The organism is Enterobacter sp. RHBSTW-00318 (assembly GCF_014101375.1).
Taxonomy (GTDB): Bacteria; Pseudomonadota; Gammaproteobacteria; order Enterobacterales; family Enterobacteriaceae; genus Enterobacter; species Enterobacter ludwigii.
The window spans coordinates 805,012-823,580 of the sequence record NZ_JABXQH010000001.1 but is presented as its reverse complement, the minus strand read 5'-3'; the positions used below and the strand labels follow the sequence as shown (position 1 = coordinate 823,580).

At 57.8% G+C, this 18,569-nt stretch carries 18 protein-coding genes; 6 read left to right on the top strand and 12 right to left on the bottom strand.

The annotated features are described in order from the left end of the window. Positions 1-53: 53 nt before the first annotated feature. The 4 genes from HV157_RS04035 to sppA all read right to left on the bottom strand — a co-directional run bounded on the left by HV157_RS04035 (position 54) and on the right by sppA (position 5,071). Entirely contained in the window at positions 54-1,313 is a 1,260-nt protein-coding gene (locus tag HV157_RS04035; protein WP_182268480.1) for a glycoside hydrolase family 18 protein, read from the bottom strand. A gap of 170 nt (positions 1,314-1,483) precedes the next feature. After that, on the bottom strand, positions 1,484-2,125 hold the full coding sequence (gene pncA, locus HV157_RS04030; protein WP_032681225.1) for a bifunctional nicotinamidase/pyrazinamidase: 642 nt from the start codon (positions 2,123-2,125) through the stop codon (positions 1,484-1,486). A 9-nt stretch (positions 2,126-2,134) separates the two neighbouring features. Beyond that, positions 2,135-3,151, bottom strand: a complete 1,017-nt coding sequence (gene ansA, locus HV157_RS04025) for an asparaginase (protein WP_020884438.1) — start codon at positions 3,149-3,151, stop codon at positions 2,135-2,137. 63 nt (positions 3,152-3,214) lie between these two features. Continuing rightward, on the bottom strand, positions 3,215-5,071 hold the full coding sequence (gene sppA / locus HV157_RS04020; protein WP_014169647.1) for a signal peptide peptidase SppA: 1,857 nt from the start codon (positions 5,069-5,071) through the stop codon (positions 3,215-3,217). Between the two features lie 167 nt (positions 5,072-5,238). Here sppA and HV157_RS04015 point away from each other — a divergent pair, with 167 nt between their 5' ends. From HV157_RS04015 to HV157_RS04005, 3 genes are all read left to right on the top strand, one after another. Continuing rightward, on the top strand, positions 5,239-5,790 hold the full coding sequence (locus tag HV157_RS04015; RefSeq protein WP_014169648.1) for an NAD(P)H nitroreductase: 552 nt from the start codon (positions 5,239-5,241) through the stop codon (positions 5,788-5,790). A gap of 116 nt (positions 5,791-5,906) precedes the next feature. Next, on the top strand, positions 5,907-6,950 hold the full coding sequence (gene selD, locus HV157_RS04010; RefSeq protein ID WP_020884436.1) for a selenide, water dikinase SelD: 1,044 nt from the start codon (positions 5,907-5,909) through the stop codon (positions 6,948-6,950). A gap of 4 nt (positions 6,951-6,954) precedes the next feature. Next, positions 6,955-8,862 (top strand): DNA topoisomerase III, encoded by a 1,908-nt coding sequence (locus HV157_RS04005; protein WP_040017237.1) that lies wholly within the window; start codon positions 6,955-6,957, stop codon positions 8,860-8,862. A 49-nt stretch (positions 8,863-8,911) separates the two neighbouring features. Here the strand turns inward: HV157_RS04005 and gdhA are convergent, their stop codons facing one another. Then, complete coding sequence (gene gdhA, locus HV157_RS04000; RefSeq protein WP_014169652.1) at positions 8,912-10,255, bottom strand: NADP-specific glutamate dehydrogenase; 1,344 nt, start codon at positions 10,253-10,255, stop codon at positions 8,912-8,914. Positions 10,256-10,483: 228 nt separating this feature from the next. Between gdhA and HV157_RS03995 the strand changes: the two genes are divergently transcribed. Beyond that, a complete protein-coding gene (locus HV157_RS03995) occupies positions 10,484-10,756 on the top strand; it encodes a YnjH family protein (protein WP_032677956.1) in 273 nt (90 codons plus the stop codon). Here the strand turns inward: HV157_RS03995 and HV157_RS03990 are convergent. Continuing rightward, positions 10,716-11,132, bottom strand: coding sequence for a pyrimidine (deoxy)nucleoside triphosphate diphosphatase (locus HV157_RS03990; protein WP_025204417.1), 417 nt, complete (start codon positions 11,130-11,132; stop codon positions 10,716-10,718). The genes HV157_RS03995 and HV157_RS03990 overlap by 41 nt on opposite strands. Before the next feature lie 75 nt (positions 11,133-11,207). On the opposite strand from HV157_RS03990, the gene HV157_RS03985 reads away from it, so the two are divergent. Together HV157_RS03985 and HV157_RS03980 are read left to right on the top strand one after the other, a co-directional pair. Next, on the top strand, positions 11,208-11,777 hold the full coding sequence (locus tag HV157_RS03985) for a carboxymuconolactone decarboxylase family protein (protein WP_040017238.1): 570 nt from the start codon (positions 11,208-11,210) through the stop codon (positions 11,775-11,777). After that, positions 11,770-12,387, top strand: coding sequence for a CDP-alcohol phosphatidyltransferase family protein (locus HV157_RS03980; protein ID WP_032677958.1), 618 nt, complete (start codon positions 11,770-11,772; stop codon positions 12,385-12,387). Before HV157_RS03985 ends, HV157_RS03980 begins: the two co-directional genes overlap by 8 nt. Here the strand turns inward: HV157_RS03980 and HV157_RS03975 are convergent. The 6 genes from HV157_RS03975 to xthA form a co-directional block, all read right to left on the bottom strand. Then, on the bottom strand, positions 12,384-13,691 hold the full coding sequence (locus tag HV157_RS03975; RefSeq protein ID WP_182268481.1) for a rhodanese-like domain-containing protein: 1,308 nt from the start codon (positions 13,689-13,691) through the stop codon (positions 12,384-12,386). The genes HV157_RS03980 and HV157_RS03975 overlap by 4 nt on opposite strands. A gap of 73 nt (positions 13,692-13,764) precedes the next feature. Then, positions 13,765-14,385, bottom strand: a complete 621-nt coding sequence (locus HV157_RS03970; protein WP_040017239.1) for an ATP-binding cassette domain-containing protein — start codon at positions 14,383-14,385, stop codon at positions 13,765-13,767. Then, on the bottom strand, positions 14,385-15,914 hold the full coding sequence (locus tag HV157_RS03965; RefSeq protein ID WP_040017241.1) for a thiamine ABC transporter permease: 1,530 nt from the start codon (positions 15,912-15,914) through the stop codon (positions 14,385-14,387). The genes HV157_RS03970 and HV157_RS03965 overlap by 1 nt, the downstream gene beginning before the upstream one ends. After that, entirely contained in the window at positions 15,887-17,056 is a 1,170-nt protein-coding gene (locus HV157_RS03960) for an ABC transporter substrate-binding protein (RefSeq protein ID WP_074147003.1), read from the bottom strand. The genes HV157_RS03965 and HV157_RS03960 overlap by 28 nt, the downstream gene beginning before the upstream one ends. 6 nt (positions 17,057-17,062) lie before the next feature. Then, the gene (locus HV157_RS03955; RefSeq protein WP_025204411.1) at positions 17,063-17,746 is read right to left on the bottom strand and encodes a TVP38/TMEM64 family protein; all 684 of its coding nucleotides are present in this window, start codon (positions 17,744-17,746) and stop codon (positions 17,063-17,065) included. 6 nt (positions 17,747-17,752) lie between these two features. Continuing rightward, the gene (gene xthA / locus HV157_RS03950; protein ID WP_020884424.1) at positions 17,753-18,559 is read right to left on the bottom strand and encodes an exodeoxyribonuclease III; all 807 of its coding nucleotides are present in this window, start codon (positions 18,557-18,559) and stop codon (positions 17,753-17,755) included. Between the last annotated feature and the right edge of the window lie 10 nt (positions 18,560-18,569).

Genomic DNA, 18,569 nt, shown 5'->3' with positions numbered 1-18,569 from the left:
GTGGGGCGGCAGTCCTGCCAGCGCCCTCTCTCTGGAGAGAGGGCGTGCTTACCTTACTCTTTGGGTTTAATTCCCAGCGACTCCGCCAGCTGTTTCGCTAACTGGTTATTGTCATCCGCGCCGTACTCCCAGAACATCGCCCCGGCGAGACCTTTCTCCTTGATGTAATCCGCTTTGATGGCGACGGAACGCGGGTTCTCATAGGAAAGGGCAAACAGCGCCTTGCCGTCCGCCGCATTCACTGAAAGCCACGGCACTTGCGCCCGTTCGTCCCAGTGTTCGGTAAAACGCTTCTGCGGGTCGTTTAAGAGCTTTTTCACAATATCGTTGTACTTCACATACGTATCTTTGGTCAGGTCGTAACCCAGTGACGCGAACAAGCCGGTTTCCTGAGGCCCAAAGTAGGGCTGGGTCACCGGATGGTTTTGCGCATCGGGTTTTGTCCAGTCAATGCCGGGCTCCACGGCGCGTTTCGGCACGCGGCCGTAAAAACCAATCCCGAGGTTCATCTGTTGCGGCTTCAGCCCGGCCGCCAGATAGTTGTTCACCACAAAATCCACGCTGTATTTGTCTGCGGCGGCCACCGTTGGCCAGTCGCTGGAGTCATACAGATTGGCGTTGAAATACTGTGTGCCATACGCCATGTCGTAGGTCATCAGGTTGATGTAGTCGAGCTGCGGGGCAATGGCCTTAACATCCACCCAGCTTTTCGGACTTTCTGCATTTGCCCCCACCGCGATGGTGACCAGCTTTTTATGCCCGAAGGCGGCGCGCAATTCTTTCAGCAGTGCGGTGAAGTTATCGCGATCGGCTGGCGTGCTGGCCACCAGTCCCCATGCGCCATTTACCGGATATTCCCAGTCAAGATCGATGCCGTCGAGTGCATATTTTTCGACAATCTCCTGAGCCGAGCGGATAAACACCGCACGGCTCTCTTGGGTCGCGGCTGCGCCGGAGAAGCCACGCGCACCCCATCCGCCCACGGAGAGCAGCACTTTCAGGTTTGGATTTTGCTTACGCAGCGTCGGGATTAGCGCCAGATCGGCGGCGACTTTTGGCGACAGCCAGATCTGATGAAGTTTCGCCGGATCTTTCAGTGCAGCATGGGTTTCGTCTTTCTCATCGTTATAGACCAGACCAAATGAGTAGTTCAGGTGGGTAATCTGACGAACGTCGAGCGTATTGATATCACCACCGGGACCGGCGGTGACATCGCCACCGCCATTAAAATATCCCACAGACATCAGGGGAGTGGCGGAAGCAACTGACGCGCAAAGCAGGGGTAATGCTGCCAGCAAAGGCAAACGTTTCATACAAGTTCCTCTTTGACTTAACAAAAATAACCACGCCACGGAAAAGGCGTGGCGAAAAAACAGCCTGAAGAGAATAGCATTGCCGCTTCGCTGGTGATGCGAGGGAGTTCACTTTATGGGGAATGAGACGGGGCGTGCCGGGCAGCACTGTGGCTTGCCCGGCGAGAAGGTCAGGCGTGCGTTTCCAGCCAGTCTTCCAGGGTATACAGGGTGGCGCCTTCCGCGGCCATATCCATAAACGCCTGTGCGCTGTCCTGCGCCTGAATGTTCACCCCACGACAGCCGTCGGTGATGACGCTGACGGTATAGCCTAGCTGGAGGGCGTCCAGCACGGTGAACTTCACGCAGTAATCCGTCGCCAGACCCAGCACAATCAGTTCGGTGATTTCGTGATGGCGTAACCACCCGTCCAGCGCCGTTTTCTGGCGATGTCCGTTATCAAAGAAGGCGCTGTAGCTGTCGATAGACGGGTTTTCCCCTTTATGAAACACCGCGTCGATGGCCTTCTGATTCAGCAGCGGATGCAGCTGCGCACCTTCCGTCTGTTGCACGCAGTGATCCGGCCAGAAGGTTTGTGCCAGGCCGTCAAGTTCACCCTGAGTGAAGGGCTCAACGCCGTGCTGGCTGGCAAAACTGCCGTGGTCAGCCGGGTGCCAGTCCTGGCTTGCGACAACTGCCTCACCCCGCGTTTTGCACCACTCAATCAGCGTATTCGCCACGTCTACGGTGCTGTCACCTTCAGCGACGGCCAGTGCGCCGCCCGCACAGAAATCATTTTGCAAATCGACCAGTAACAGGGCGCGTTGCGTCATGGTGTCTCCTTATTCGTCCGGCGTCAGTTCGCCGCGCAGGTTTTGCATCATCGCGCTGCGGATGGACTGAATGTCCAGATCCTGACTCAGTAAATAGTGAAGTTTAGTCAGCGTAGCTTCAACGGTCATATCGAATCCGCTGATAACGCCTGCATGCGCGAGGGCGTTACCGGTGGCGTAACCGCCCATGTTGACTTTACCGGACATGCATTGCGTCAGGTTAACCACCACGATCCCGCGCTCGCTCGCTTCCTGCAGCTCTTTCAGGAACTCGCCGTTCTGCGGGGCATTGCCCACGCCGTAAGAGCGCAGGATCAGCGCTTTCACCGGCTGGCGCAGGAAGTTACGCACCACATCTGCAGAGATACCCGGGTAAATCGTTACCACGCCAATCGGTTGCGGCGTGATCGGATGAACAATCAGTTCGCCCGCCGTGCTCGGCGCAGGCGGGGTGCCCAGACGACGAATATGGATGCCCGCCTCCAGTAGCGGCTGCAGGTTCGGTGAGGCGAAAGCGTCAAAACCATCGGCGTGCGCCTTCGTGGTCCGGTTGCCGCGATACAGTCGGTTGTTGAAGAACAGCGACACTTCGTTAATCGGGTAATTCGCTGCCACATACAGGGAGTTGAGCAGGTTGATCTGCCCATCAGAACGCAGCTCCGCCAGCGGAATTTGCGAGCCGGTGACGATGACGGGTTTGCCCAGATTCTCCAGCATGAAGGAGAGTGCCGAGGCGGTAAACGCCATCGTGTCGGTACCATGCAGGATCACAAAGCCGTCGTACTGGTCGTAATGGGCTTTAATGTCGTCCGCGATATGCTGCCAGTCTTCCGGCGTCATATCGGAGGAGTCCATCAGCGGCTCGTATTCGTGAATGGTGAAGTCAGGCATTTCAGGACGGTGGAATTCAGGCATCAGCGCGAGCTGTCGCTGAAGGTGGCCGGAGACCGGGATATAGCCGTTTTCAGAGCGCTGCATACCGATGGTACCGCCAGTGTAGGCTACATAAATCGATTTCTTCTGCATGGTAGTGAGTTCTTGTTCTTCAAAAGAAAAAAATCCCCTCTTCACGGGAAGAGGGGACGGTGTTTAACGGACGTTTGCACAGGTCAGACAAAACGCGTAACGGCTTTGTGGATCGTTAAAGGCCGCCAGTTTGTCGCTTTCCGCTTTCATTGCTTTAGCCGCCGTCGCGACTGGCGCAGGCAGATACGCCTGCAGCGCCTCAGGCAGCATGGCACGCACGGAGCCGGACATGCTGTTCATCACCAGGTCAAAGAACGACGGCTCGTCCTGGTAATACTCAACGTGCCACTGCTTGAGCTTCGCCAGTTCGGCGGCTTTCTTCACCGCGTCATCAAAGTCGCCCAGGCTGTCTACCAGACCATTATTCTTCGCATCCTGGCCGGTCCAGACGTGGCCCTGCGCAATGTCGTCGATCTGTTGCGGTGTCTTTTTACGGGACTCTGCCACCAGCGTAATAAAGCGCTTGTAGCCGTTCTCGATACTGAGCTGCATCATCTCAGAGACTTCAGGCGGCAGCGATTTGGTGACCGACACATCCGCCAGCGGTGAAGTGGCAACGCCATCGGTATGGACGCCCAGATAATCCAGGCTGTTTTCCACGGTGTTAATCACCCCAAAGATGCCAATCGAGCCGGTCAGCGTGCTCGGGTTGGCGACGATGTAGTTAGCCGGGGTTGAAATCCAGTAACCGCCCGATGCTGCCATTCCGCCCATCGACACCACTACCGGCTTGCCAGCTGCACGTGCCGCGGCAAGTTCAGCGCGGATAACTTCAGAAGCGCTGACGCTGCCGCCAGGGCTGTTTACGCGCAGTACAATCGCCTTCACTTTCGGATCAAGGCGAGCATCACGGATTTGCGATGCGGTGGTATCGCCGCCCACGTTACCCGGCGTTTCCTCGCCGTCCATGATGGCACCATTAGCAAAGACCACCGCGACGCTGTCACCGCTGTCATCCGGCTTTTTGGTCGCATAATCGTACATGCTGATAGCGCTGAAGTTTTTATCCTCTTTGCTCCAGCCAAACTGTTTGCTCAGTGATTTTTCGATATCCGCGCTGGTGCCCAGCGCATCGACCAGTTTGTTATCCAGCGCATATTTTGCGGTATCACCATCAACCTTGCGCAGGCCTTCCAGCACGCCCTGCGCGCCAGGGAACACCTGTTCAGCGGTTATCTGGCGGTTAGCGGCCACGGTGCTCAGATAGTTCTGCCACAGCTCACCAATCCAGCGGCTGTCCGCTTCACGGGCCGCAGGGGACATATCATCACGAATAAACGGCTCCACGGCGGATTTATAGGTTCCGACGCGGAAGACGTGGGTGGTGACTTTCAGTTTGTCGAGCAGCGATTTGTAATACAGACCGTTAGTGGCAAAGCCATGCAGATCGACCGTACCCTGCGGGGAGAGCCAGATTTTATTGGCGAAGCTGGCCAGATAATATTGCCCCTGGCTGTAGCTGTCTCCGACCGCAATCACCGGCTTGCCGCTGTCGCGGAATTCGCGCAGCGCTTTACCAATGTATTGCATTGAAGGCTGGTCGCCGCCGGCAAAATCTTTCAGATCCAGCACGATGCCGGTAATGTTGCGGTCATCTTTTGCCTGACGAATGGTATCGACGATATCGAACAGGGAGTTTTCCTGAAGACGGTCTGATGTCGCGCCAAACAGCTGACGGCCAATAACGCCCAGACGATTGCTGGTGGACGGCTTATCGACGATGACGCCCGTGATATCAAGTAACAGCGCCCCGCGAGTCGAATGCTGCGCCTGATTTGCGTTGCTGATATGCATCCAGACGCCTGCGCAAACCAGAACCAGGAGGATGAAGAAGATATTCATCACCAGGTTGCGGACGAAGTTGAGCAGTCGCCACGTCCATTTAAAGAAACCGGCAATGATTCGCCAAAGGGTTCGCATGTATTCTCCCTAACCAGAAAATGACTGTTTCCGTCGCCACGGGACGGCAATGTGCGGTTATCGTAATGACCCAACCGTCACTTGTCAGCAGGAATCGCCTGCTACGCTGTAACAAAATCTGCCGCCGTGTTAATTTTGTGAGTAAATTTCAAGAAAGGAGTTAACCAATGGACGCACTTGAACTGCTTGTTAACCGCCGTAGCGCTTCACGTCTCACCGAGCCGGCGCCGGCAGGGGAGCAACTGGAGAATATTCTGCGTGCCGGCCTGCGTGCACCGGATCATGGTACGCTGCAGCCATGGCACTTCTTTGTGATTGAAGGTGAAGGCCGCGATCGTTTCAGTCAGATACTGGAGCAGGGGGCGGTTGCCGCAGGTCAGGATGAGAAGGGTATTGAGAAAGCCCGCAGTGCGCCATTCCGTGCGCCGATGATCATCGCTGTCGTGGCGAAATGTCAGGCCGACCACAAAGTGCCGGTCTGGGAGCAGGAAATGTCTGCCGGCTGTGCCGTCATGGCAATGCAAATGGCCGCCGTGGCGCAAGGGTTTAACGGTATCTGGCGCACAGGGCCGCTGACCAACAGCCAGCCGGTTCGCGACGGATTCGCCTGTGGCGAACATGATAAAATTGTCGGCTTCCTCTATCTCGGCACGCCTCAGCTTAAAGCCTCCGCCACCATTAATGTGCCGGACACCACGCCTTTCGTCAGCCGTTTCTGATAACGCGCGCTAAACTGTCTGGATTCTGAGCATCTGCCGCAGAATTCAGACAGTCATACTTACCTCTTTATGGAATGAGCGCTACCATAGCGCGATTGAGATGACAGGAGACGTCCATGAGCGAGCAAACTATTCGTTTAACGCAATACAGCCACGGAGCCGGTTGCGGTTGTAAAATTTCCCCGAAAGTGCTGGAGACCATTCTCCACAGTGAACAGGCGAAGTTTGTCGACCCGAACCTGCTTGTCGGTAACGAAACGCGTGACGATGCGGCAGTTTATGACCTGGGTAACGGCACCAGCATTATCAGTACCACCGACTTCTTTATGCCGATTGTCGACAACCCGTTCGATTTCGGGCGTATTGCGGCCACCAACGCCATCAGCGATATTTTCGCCATGGGGGGCAAACCGATTATGGCGATTGCCATTCTGGGCTGGCCGATTAACACCCTTGCTCCTGAAATTGCCCGTGAGGTGATCGAAGGGGGACGTTTTGCCTGCCAGCAGGCGGGGATCGCGCTGGCCGGGGGACATTCTATCGATGCGCCGGAGCCGATCTTCGGTCTCGCGGTCACGGGCGTGGTGCCCACCGAGCGCGTGAAACGCAACAGCACCGCGCAGGCGGGCTGCAAGCTGTTCCTCACCAAACCGCTGGGCATTGGTGTCCTCACTACTGCGGAGAAAAAATCGCTGCTGAAGCCGGAACACCAGGGGCTGGCAACCGAGGTCATGTGCCAGATGAACCTCGCGGGTGCGGCCTTTGCGAATATCGACGGCGTGAAAGCCATGACCGACGTGACCGGTTTTGGCCTTCTCGGACACCTCTCCGAAGTGTGTCAGGGCGCGGGCGTACAGGCGCAGGTCTGGTATCAGGACGTGCCGAAGCTGCCGGGTGTGGAGGAGTACATTGCAGCGGGCGCCGTTCCGGGCGGTACCCAGCGTAACTTTGCCAGCTATGGTCATCTGATGGGTGAAATGCCTGAAGCGTGGCGCAATCTGCTGTGCGATCCGCAAACGTCCGGTGGTTTGCTGCTGGCGGTCACGCCAGACGCTGAAGCCGACGTCCAGGCGACGGCCGCAGAGTTTGGTATTACCCTGACGGCGATCGGTGAACTGGTGACCGCGCGCGGTGGCCGACCGATGATTGAGATCCGTTAATTCAATGCGGTTGTTTATTGCCGAAAAGCCGAGCCTGGCCCGTGCCATTGCCGATGTGCTGCCGAAGCCGCATCGCAAGGGCGACGGCTTTATCGAATGCGGTAACGGGCAGGTGGTCACCTGGTGTATCGGTCACCTGCTTGAGCAGGCGCAGCCGGATGTTTACGACAGCCGCTATGCCCGCTGGAACCTCAATGACCTACCCATCGTCCCTGATAAATGGCGCCTGCAGCCACGGCCTTCCGTCACCAAACAGCTCAACGTGATTAAACGTTTTTTGCATGACGCGACGGAAGTCATCCACGCGGGTGACCCGGACAGGGAAGGGCAACTGCTGGTGGATGAGGTGCTGGACTATCTGGAGCTGGCGCCGGAAAAACGCCAGCAGGTCCAGCGCTGCCTGATTAACGACCTCAATCCGCAGGCCGTGGAGCGGGCCATTTCACGTCTGCGCGCGAACAGCGAGTTTATTCCGCTGTGCGTTTCCGCGCTGGCCCGCGCTCGAGCGGACTGGCTTTACGGGATCAACATGACCCGCGCCTACACCATTCTGGGGCGTAATGCCGGTTATCAGGGCGTCCTCTCCGTCGGGCGTGTGCAAACGCCGGTGCTGGGGCTGGTGGTGCGTCGTGACGAAGAGATTGAGAATTTCGTCGCCAAAGATTTCTTTGAGGTTAAAGCGCATATCGTCACGCCAAAAGACGAGCGCTTTACCGCCGTCTGGCAGCCAAGCGATGCCTGCGAATCGTATCAGGATGAAGAGGGGCGGTTGCTGCACCGTCCGCTGGCGGAGCACGTGGTCAACCGGATTACCGGTCAGCCTGCTATTGTCACCAGCTATAACGATAAACGGGAATCAGAACCCGCGCCGCTGCCGTTCTCGCTTTCCGCGCTGCAGATTGAAGCGGCGAAACGCTTCGGTCTGAGCGCGCAGAACGTCCTTGATATCTGCCAGAAGCTCTACGAAACCCACAAACTCATTACCTATCCGCGTTCTGACAGCCGGTATCTGCCGGAAGAGCACTTTGCCGGCCGTCACTCGGTGATGAACGCCATTGCCGTTCACGCGCCGGATCTGCTGCCGCAACCGGTTGTGAATCCGGACATTCATAACCGCTGCTGGGATGATAAAAAGGTGGATGCCCACCATGCGATTATCCCGACGGCGCGCGCCAGCAACGTTAACCTCACGGAAAACGAAGCGAAGGTGTATAACCTGGTGGCTCGTCAGTATCTGATGCAGTTCTGCCCGGACGCCATGTTCCGCAAATGCGTGATTGAGCTGGAAATTGCCAAAGGGAAATTTATCGCCAAGGCGCGTTTCCTGGCGGAGGCTGGCTGGCGCACGCTGCTTGGCAACAAAGAGCGTGACGAAGAGAATGACGGCACGCCGCTGCCGGTGGTCGCCAAAGATGACGAGCTGCTGTGTGAGAAAGGCGAAGTGGTTGAACGCCAGACCCAACCGCCGCGCCACTTCACCGATGCGACACTGCTCTCGGCAATGACCGGGATCGCCCGTTTTGTTCAGGATAAGGATCTGAAGAAGATCTTGCGTGCTACCGACGGACTGGGCACAGAAGCGACCCGTGCGGGGATTATCGAGCTGCTGTTTAAGCGCGGTTTTCTGGAGAAAAAAGGGCGCTATATCCACTCGACTGAACCGGGGCGCGCATTGATCCACTCGCTGCCTGAGCTGGCCGCAAGGCCGGACATGACGGCACACTGGGAATCCGTGCTGACGCAAATCAGTGAAAAGCAGTGTCGCTATCAGGACTTTATGCAGCCGCTGGTGGAGACCTTGTACGAGCTGATTAACCAGGCGCGTAATACGCCGGTGAAGCAGTTCCGGGGGATGGTTGCACCGGGTGGTGCGCCGAAGAAACCGTTCAAAAAGAAAAAAAGCGCAGCCTGATGTGCTTTCGGTTGTCGCCCTCTCCCGACGGGAAAGGGCGACAGCGTGCTTAGATAACCCCTTGCCCCATCATCGCATCCGCGACCTTCACGAACCCGGCGATATTTGCGCCGCGCACGTAGTTGGTTTGCGATGCCTCACCGCCGTACTCGACGCAGGCGTGGTGAATATCCAGCATAATGTGGTGCAGACGCGCATCCACTTTCTCTGCCTTCCAGCCGAGGCGCGCGGCGTTTTGCGCCATCTCCAGGCCAGAGGTCGCCACGCCACCGGCGTTCGCGGCTTTGCCCGGCGCAAACAGCACGCCAGCCTCAAGGAACAGATCGGTCGCTTCGATGGTGGTTGGCATATTCGCCCCTTCGGCCACGGCCTTCACGCCGTTGGTAATCAGGGTGCGTGCGGCCTCGGTATCCAGTTCGTTCTGGGTCGCACATGGCAGGGCGATATCGACCGGCACGCCCCACGGTTGTTTGCCTTCGAGCCAGGTCAGACCAAATTCACGGGCATAATCCGCCAGACGGCCGTCGCGGCTGGCTTTAATGTCGCACAGGCGTGCCAGCTTCTCGGCCGTAAAACCGGCTTCATCCACCACGGTACCGCGTGAATCTGACGCGGTAACCACGCGGGCACCAAACTGCATTGCTTTCTCAATGGCGTACTGGGCCACGTTACCGGAGCCGGACACCGCCACGCGCATACCTTCAAACCCTAAGCCGTGGCGCTTCAGCATCGCCTCGGTAAAATAGACCAGCCCGTAGCCGGTGGCTTCCGGACGGATCAGGCTGCCGCCAAAGGAGAGCCCTTTGCCCGTAAAGACACAGGCGCTGTTATTCGAAAGCTTTTTCATCATGCCGGCCATAAAGCCCACTTCACGCGCACCGACGCCGATATCGCCCGCCGGAACGTCAGTATCGGGACCAAGATGACGATAGAGTTCGGTCATCAGCGCCTGACAGAAACGCATCACTTCACCTTCGCTTTTGCCTTTCGGATCGAAATCACTGCCGCCTTTCCCGCCCCCCATGGGCAGGGTCGTAAGGGCGTTTTTAAACGTCTGCTCAAAGCCGAGGAATTTTAAAATCGACAGATTCACGGAAGGGTGGAAACGCATCCCACCCTTAAACGGGCCGATGGCGGAATTAAACTGCACGCGCCACGCGCGGTTAACCTGGACCTGATTACGGTCATCTACCCAGGTCACGCGAAACTGGATCACGCGCTCCGGCTCCACGAGGCGCTCAAGCAGTGACATCTGGCGATAGCGCGGGTTTTCTTCAAGGAACGGCCACAACGTGGTCATGACTTCACGTACGGCCTGCGCAAACTCACTTTGATGCGGGTCGCGCTGTTGAACATAAGAGAGGAAAGTTTCCAGAGAGCGTGTCTGATCCATAGATATAAGAACCCCTTATATTATTTTATGTATATTGCTTATACGAATTGTGTTGTTTTTTTGACTATACCATCCGTACCGCTTTGTGAAGCAAGCAGAAATGCATGCCGAAAAGGAAATTAATCAGCGGGGCTTCGTCATAACCAAAAGCGATGACGAGATAAATTAAAGGTTCTGCGCCGGTTTACCGTTATAGTCTTTATCAGGGCACAACAGGAAGATAAGTCTATGAACCGTTACGTGATAACCGCGTTATGTTTGATGTTTACCGCAGGCGCGCAGGCAGACCGCATTCGCCCGGATGTGGACGTGAATGTGCCGCCGGAGGTGTTCAGCTCCAGCGGCCAGCGAGCGCAGCCGTGTAACCAGTGCTGCATCTATCAGGATCAGAACTATTCGGAAGGGGCAGTGGTAAAAGCGGACGGCATTCTGTTGCAGTGCCAGCGTGATGAACGCACCATTAGCACGAATCCGCTGGTCTGGCGTCGCGTAAAACAATAAACGCCTCCAGCAGCGGGATGTCCGCAGGCGCTAAGTTGAAACCAAATGCGTCTTCGGGCGTACACCACACCAGCGCACTGTGGTAATGCGCCGTCAGCGCGCCGCTGAACGCCGGAACGTGCCAGGCGTGAAGGTTGATTAACCGCTGTGACACCTCACGCTGATGGCTTGCCACATACTCACCTGGCTGCGCGTGGATGCCGAGCTCTTCGTGCAGCTCGCGGACAAGCGCCTCGGGCTGCGTCTCACCGGCTTCTACTTTTCCGCCTGCGAATTCCCACATGCCCGGCTGGTCGGCATGAGCCGGGCGCTGGGCCAGTAAAATTTTGTTGTCTTTTTCGATGATTGCCGCAACGACATCGACTGTTTTTAGCATGGTCGTCAATACTTGTTAGCGAAAAACACCATATTATCGTGCCCTTTCTAAGAGTCCAGCCATCAGGAGAATCAGGTGAAAGAGACGTCCACCTGGGTAGATCCCATCGCCACCCTTCCGGTCAGCATAAAACCGATTGCCGCCATGCAGAAAAAACACTTTGGTGCCGTGCTTAACCCCACGCGCTGGTGGGGAAGGATGCCACGTCTTTTCTGGCTGGTGGCATTGTTCGTCGGTTTTCTCGAACGTCGTCACGCGCGCCTGTCGCCGGTGCTCCGTTCGCTGTTAATGACCCGGGTATCGCAGCTTTGTCACTGCGCTTTTTGTATCGATGCCAACAGTTTGCGCCTGGCGGAGCGCTCGGGCGCATTGGATAAGGTTCATGCCGTCAACGCGTGGCGTGATTCCGCTCTTTTTAGCGAAGAGGAGCGTGCAGCGCTGGCCTATGCCGAGGCTGTCACCGCGACGCCGCCCCGTGTGAATGACGAAGTAAAAAGTGAGATCAAACGCCATTTCAGCGAGGACGCGATCGCCGAAATGACGGCGCTGATTGCGTTTCAGAATCTCTCTGCACGCTTTAATGCCGCGCTGGACATCCCGGCGCAGGGGTTATGTGCCACGTTTAAAGAGGATCCCCATGCTTGATCGTCATCTGCACCCGCGGATTAAACCCACGCTCAACCGACTGGTGTCAGTACTGGATAAGCCGGGGATCACGCCTGACGGATTAACCCTGACCGGGTTTGCCATAGGCGTTCTGGCCTTACCGTTTCTGGCCCTCGGCTGGTATCCGGCGGCGCTCGTCGCCATCGTGCTGAATCGCCTGCTGGATGGTCTGGACGGTGCGCTGGCGCGCCGGCGCGGGCTGACGGATGCGGGAGGATTTCTTGATATCGCCCTCGATTTTCTGTTTTACGCGCTGGTTCCCTTCGGATTCGCGCTGGCGGCCCCCGCAGAGAATGCGCTTGCCGCTGGCTGGCTGTTGTTTGCCTTTATCGGTACCGGGAGCAGTTTTCTGGCATTTGCCGCGCTGGCAGCGAAACACAACATCGACAACCCCGGCTACGCGCATAAGTCGTTTTACTATATTGGTGGGTTAACGGAGGGGACGGAGACGATCGCGCTGTTTGTGCTGTGCTGCCTCTTTCCGGCGCACTTCAGCGTGCTGGCGTGGATATTTGGCGCGTTGTGCTGGCTGACCACCACAACGCGCATCTGGAGCGGGTATGTGACGCTGAAGTCACTTACCCGTTAGCGTGAACTTTCTGGCCCACGTTTTCCGCTGGAGACGGGGTTCTGTGGATGACTGCTCCACTCGTACCAGCCGCCGTCATAGACGGCGACATTTTTCCAGCCCATCGCCCGTGCGTACATAAACGTCTCGGACGCACGCCAGCCGGTGCCGCAGTAAAACGCGACGTGCTGTTCCGGCAGGATGTTCCAGGTTTTCCACATGGCGGCGATGTCGTCAGCGCTGCGCATGGTGCCATCCGGATTATGGAAATCTTCCATATGGGTGGCGTCGCTACCGGCATGACCCCAGCGGGCACCGGCAATTTCACCTTTTGGCTTGATGTAGCTGTAGCCGCTGGTTTCGCCGATGAACTCCGGCCAGGAACGAATGCTGACCAGCGACGCGTCCTGGCGATGCAGCATCCCGCGTGCTTGCGCCATATCCACCATCAACTGCGGCTGGCCGGGGATCGGTGCACCAAAATCGGGGGCGGGCTTCACGTCTTTGGGCATTCCCCGTTCAACCGGAAGACCCGCGTCAGACCAGGCTTTCCAGCCGCCATCAAGAATGCGGACGTCCTTCACGCCCGCATACAGCATGATCTGCGCCACGCGGGCGGCGGCATATACGTCACGGCCATACAGAATGACGGTCGTATCGTGACGGATCCCGTGCTTCGCCAGCATCGCTTTTAGCGTGTCGTCAGAAACTTTATTCCACAGCGGTTCGCTTTCCACTTCGTTGGTATCAATGTAGCCGGCACCGGGAATATGGTTCAGCAGATAAAACTTCGGCGCGCCCCATGCGGCTTCAATGACTTTCCAGTCGCCCGTTGGCGCAGCAGTGACGGGTTTACCCTGCTGAAGCCGGTGGATCCACTCCGGGTAGACGAGTTGTTCAAAGTGCGGCAAACGCTGCAGACGCTCAGGTACCTGCAGGGCATCGTTGAGCACGGAAATCTGGTGGTAGCCGGCTTTTTCCAGCCGCGTTTTGACCGCCTGATTATCGGCGTCGCGACCGTAGAGCGCGATCGTCATGGCCGGCGTAAGCTGGTGCTGTCTGGCCCAGACGGCAATCTGGTCATCGCTCATCGCGCCAAGCCAGGAGGCGGAAAGGTTAAGTGCGGCGGGCTCATGCCCGGAGGGCACGCTCAGCGTTTGCGGCCAGCCGTTGTAAAACGCGCTGGCGCGGGTGTCGATCACCGCGCCGTGTTGTGCCTGAAGTTGAGACAGCGTCATGGCGTGCGGCATATCAGCAGCCAGAGAGGAAAATGAAGCGAGGCCGCACAGCATGGCCAGCGCGGTCAGTTGAGAAACACGTTTCATCGAATAACCTGACGTCAGTAAAAGAGGGGGGCATTGTCGTCTCTCCTGAAAGGTAAAACATTGCGTTAGCACATTATTGCCAGCGAGAAATCTCAATCACTTCGCCGCCCGGGGGCACGTCTTCGTCGTCATGCGTGACCAGAACCACCGGAATATTGCGTGCGCGGGTAGTGTCAAATACCCATGCCCGAAACGAAGCGCGTAACGCATTATCGAGACGGCTGAACGGTTCATCCAGCAGTAACGCCTGCGGCTCTGCAAGCAGGGCACGCAGCAGACTGACCCGGGCACGTTCTCCGCCGGAAAGGGTCGCCGGATCGCTGGCGTAATGCCCGGCAAGCCCGGCAGAACCGAGCGCCTGCTCGACCGCTTCCCGTCGTGCTCGTCCGACAATCCGTTCAGGTAATGCCAGCAGCAAATTTTGTCCGACGCTGAAATGGTCAAACAGCAGGGCATCCTGAAAGAGGATCCCCAACCCGCGGGCCTCCACGGGCAGTCCGTCGCAGCGACGTTCATCAAGCCACAGTTCGCCCTGAGCCTGAAAGTCGTCTGGCAGTGCGCCCACTATCCAGGCAAAAAGGGTTGATTTTCCGCTGCCGGAAGGCCCCATCAGCGTGACTATTTCGCCGCGTGGCACACAAAAATTGACCTCGCGGAAAAGCGGTTCAATGGTGAGATTGCTGACCTGCAGCATTAACGTAATCCTCGTCGGTAACGGCTTGCGAGCCGGGATAGCAGGGCGGCAAGGCCAAACACGCTCCCCGTGACCAACAGCAACCCCAGCGCCCGGTTAGCCAGAAGCGGAATGCTGCCTCCACTGCTGAGCGCCACGGTTTCAGTGGTCAGCGTCGCAAAACGGCCCGCGCCCAGCCAGAGGGTTGGCATGTATTGCGCCATGCTGACGGAAAACCCGGTCGCGAAAGCCAGCAGCGCCGGGCGTACCAGCAAGGGGCATTTCAGCCAGCAGAAGATTTTTCCCCGCCGCCAGCCGAGCGTTCTGGCGGTAAGGATCAGACGGGGATCGATCCTCTGCCAGGCTGGCTGGAGGACCAGCAACATCCACGGTAAAACCCACAGCAGATGGCTCCACAGCACGGCGGCATAGTGCCCGTCGATACCCAGTCGCAACGCGATAACATATTGTCCAGTAACGAGGGGCAGCGCCGGCAGCGCCAGCGGCAACCACACCCACTGTGTGCCTCGCTGCGGTCCCCACTCAAGCCAGAGAACAATTACCCCCAGCGAAATCAGGCTGGCGAGCAGGCCAAAGGAGAGGCTGGCGCCAACCGCACCGATGTCGTCCCGCTGCGCCAGCATGAGCAGCACGACCGCGCAAAGCACCCCGCAGGCGGGCAGAAATCCGCTGAGCAGACGCGCTGGTGGCGCGATAAGCGACATTCGACGGCGTCCGCTCAGGTCCGGTAACGTGCGACGCCAGAGTCTCCATGCGCCGTAACCCAGTGCAGAAAGTGCGGCCAGCAGCAGAAGGAGAAGCAGGCACAGCAGCGTTCCCTTTGTCTGCTGCTGCGCATCGCCCTGACTGAGCCATTGCCACGCCAGTACGGCAAGCGTCGGGGGATTGCCGGGCCCGAGCACCATCGCCACGTCCACAACCGACAGGGACCAGGCCAGCACCGCCAGCATCACCGCGCCAAGAGCCGGCGCGATCGTTGGAAGGATGAACCAGTTCAGCGCCTGAAAACGCCCGTAGCCGAAGGTATGCAGCACGACCTTTTGCTGCGCAAGGCGTTTTTCCGGCAGGACGGCGTAAAGGGCCCACAGCACAAACGCGCTCTCTTTTACCGCAAGCGTCAGCCCCAGCCCTGCACCGTATCGGTCAAGCGGTGGCGTACAGACGCTACACACCTGATACAACAGGCCCCCTTCGGCAAACAATAGTAAAGCGCTGGTGGCAAAGGCCACATGAGGAACGGCGAGCAGCCACGGCAGCCGGCTGCTGAGCCGTCGCCAGCGCTCGCCCGGCCACAGGAGGGCCACGATCACCAGAGCGATAAACATCGACCCCAGCGTCGCGATAAGCGTTGAGACCAGCGTGGCGATCGTTGCCTGTGGCAGCTGCGGGTCGTTAAGCAGCAACTGCCAGTTGTTCAGCGAGAATGCCGGGGCAAACAGTATGGCGGCGGTGGGTAGCAGCGGCAGATAGATGACCGCCATCGCCAGCCAGACGAGCCAGCTCAGCGGGTGCCGTAACGACGCAGCCATTCCTGCTCCAGCGCGTTAACCCAGGCAGCGTGCGGCTCGGGAAGCATTTTTGGCAGCCCTGCCGGCGTATGGGCAGCGAGCTGCTTCGCTTCTTTTTCGGGCAGTGTTTTCGCATCCAGTACGCTCGGGTCTCCCCAGATGGCCGGGTCGGCCTTGCGGATTTGCGCCTGCGGTGAAAGGAGGAAATTGGCGACCACCTTCGCGCCTGCGCTTGCACTGGCATTCGACGGAATGGCCACAAAATGGACATTGCCTATCATTCCGTTGTCAAAACCAACGCTGTAGCTGTCGGCAGGCAGTTCACCGCTGGCCACTTTTTGCTGCGCATGTGCCGGGTTAAAGGTCAGGGAGAGATTGAGGCTACCGCTGGCAAGCAAGGTATCCATTCTGGCGGGCGAGGGAGGAAAGTCCTCTCCCTTTCGCCACAGCAGCGGGTGTAATTTGTCCAGGTAGTGCCACAGCGGAGCCGTCACCTGGGCAAAGGTGTTATCAGGGGCTTTTTGCAACGCCTCCGGGTGAGCGGTGAGGGTCAGGAGCAACTGTTCCAGAAATGCCGTACCGGTAAAATCGGGCGGGCGTGGGTAGCTGACTTTGCCCGGATGCTGCTGCGCATACGCCAGTAACGCCTGAGGATCGTTTGGGGGCGCAGGCAGGCTTGCGTGGCGGGCAATAAAGGTGAGCTGCGCACCGCCCCACGGGGATTCCGCGCCATCGGTGGGGACAGCAAAATCCTCCATAACCGGTTTGCGGGTATCGACATAGCGCCAGTTGGGCAAGGTCTGCGCCCATCCGGTTTGCAGCAGGTTAGCGGCTTTCAGGGTCCGGAAGTTCTCACCGTTGACCCATAAGAGGTCGACTGAACCGTTCGTTTTCCGGCCTGCGGCGGCTTCTGTTTGAATACGTTTGACCGCATCGGCGGCATCCGCCAGTGGGACGATTTTAAGGGTTATGTCGTAATGCGTTTTCATCTCACCGCTTACCCACTCGAGGTAGCGGTTTACCGCCCGATCGCCGCCCCAGGCGTTAAACCAGACGGTCTGGCCTTTGGCTTGTTGTTGGATAGCCTGCCAGTTGTCCGCTGCAAACAGCGGGGCTGCCAGCAGCAGACCGCTCAGAAACGTGCAAAAACGCACACGGCGCATAATGCCTCACTTTTTTGATGAAGGGGTAAAACGGGAAAACAGCCAGCGCGTCGCCAGCGGCAATAACCCCAGTAGTGTAAAGGCGAATATCAGTCCCGGCGATAAAATATCGCGAAGCGAATTCACTTTCCCCAGCGCGCGTCCGGCATTCAGAAAGATAATGGTTGCAGGCAGCATGGCGACCTGGCTCACCCACCAGTAGCGACTGACCGCAATACGGGTCAGCCCCATGAGCAGATTCACCAGAAAAAACGGGAACAAGGGCATCAGACGCAGGGCAAAAAGATACCCTGCACCGTCTCGCGCCATACCGGCATTCACCGTATTCATCTGCGATGTGAATCGCCGCTGTACCCAGTCGCGCAGCAGATAACGGCTGGCAAGCATCGCCAGCGTGGCGCCGAGGGTAGAAGCAAACGAGACCAGCAGGGTGCCTTCCCACAGCGTAAACAGCGCTCCCGCCAGCAGCGTCAGTATCGCCGCACCGGGTATCGACAGGGCGGAGACCAATACGTAGAGGGCGAAAAAGAAAAACGCGCTTTGCCACGGTGCCTGTTCCACGTGCGAGAGGAGCGACTGCTGGTGCGTTTTGATGGTTTCCAGGGAGAGCGTCCCCGGCGGAAGAAAGACGAAGGTCAGAACAAATGCGCCCAGAAGGGCGCACATCAGGAGTATTTTTTGCGTGTTCACACGAGGTTACAGTTTGAATTTCGCCCAGACCGGCGCATGGTCAGACGGTTTTTCCATGCTGCGGATATCGTAGTCGATGCCAGTTTCGATGCAGCGTTCCGCCAGCGGCGGGCTGGCCAGCAGCAGGTCTATACGCAGACCGCGGTTGTCATCAAAGCCTTTTGAGCGGTAGTCAAACCACGAGAAGCGATCCTGTGTTTCCGGGTTGGCGGTGCGGAAAGTATCAACCAGACCCCAGCCGAGCAGGCGTTCCATCCACTCGCGTTCTTCCGGCAGGAAAGAACATTTACCGGTACGCAACCAGCGTTTGCGGTTCTCTTCACCAATGCCGATATCGAGATCGGTCGGGCTGATATTCATGTCGCCCATGATCAGCACCGGATTCTCTTTTTTCAGTTCGGTGGTCAGGTAATCCTGCAGATCCTGATAAAACTTTGCTTTGGCCGGGAATTTTGTCTCATGGTCGCGGCTCTCACCCTGCGGGAAATACCCGTTAATCACCGTGATATTGCCAAGTGGTGAAGGAATTTCCGCCATGATGATGCGACGCTGCGCTTCGCCATCATCGCCCGGGAAGCCACGACGTACGGAAACCGGCGTCTCTTTGGTCAGCAGCGCCACGCCATAGTGACCTTTCTGTCCGTGATAGAAGACGTTGTAACCGAGCTTCGCCACCTCTTCGAGGGGGAACATATCGTCGTGAACTTTTGTCTCCTGCAGGCCGATCACATCTGGCTGATGTTGCTCAACAATTGCTTCAAGCTGGTGAGGGCGGGCACGCAGGCCGTTGATATTAAAAGAGACAAATTTCATAGTCGCTGCC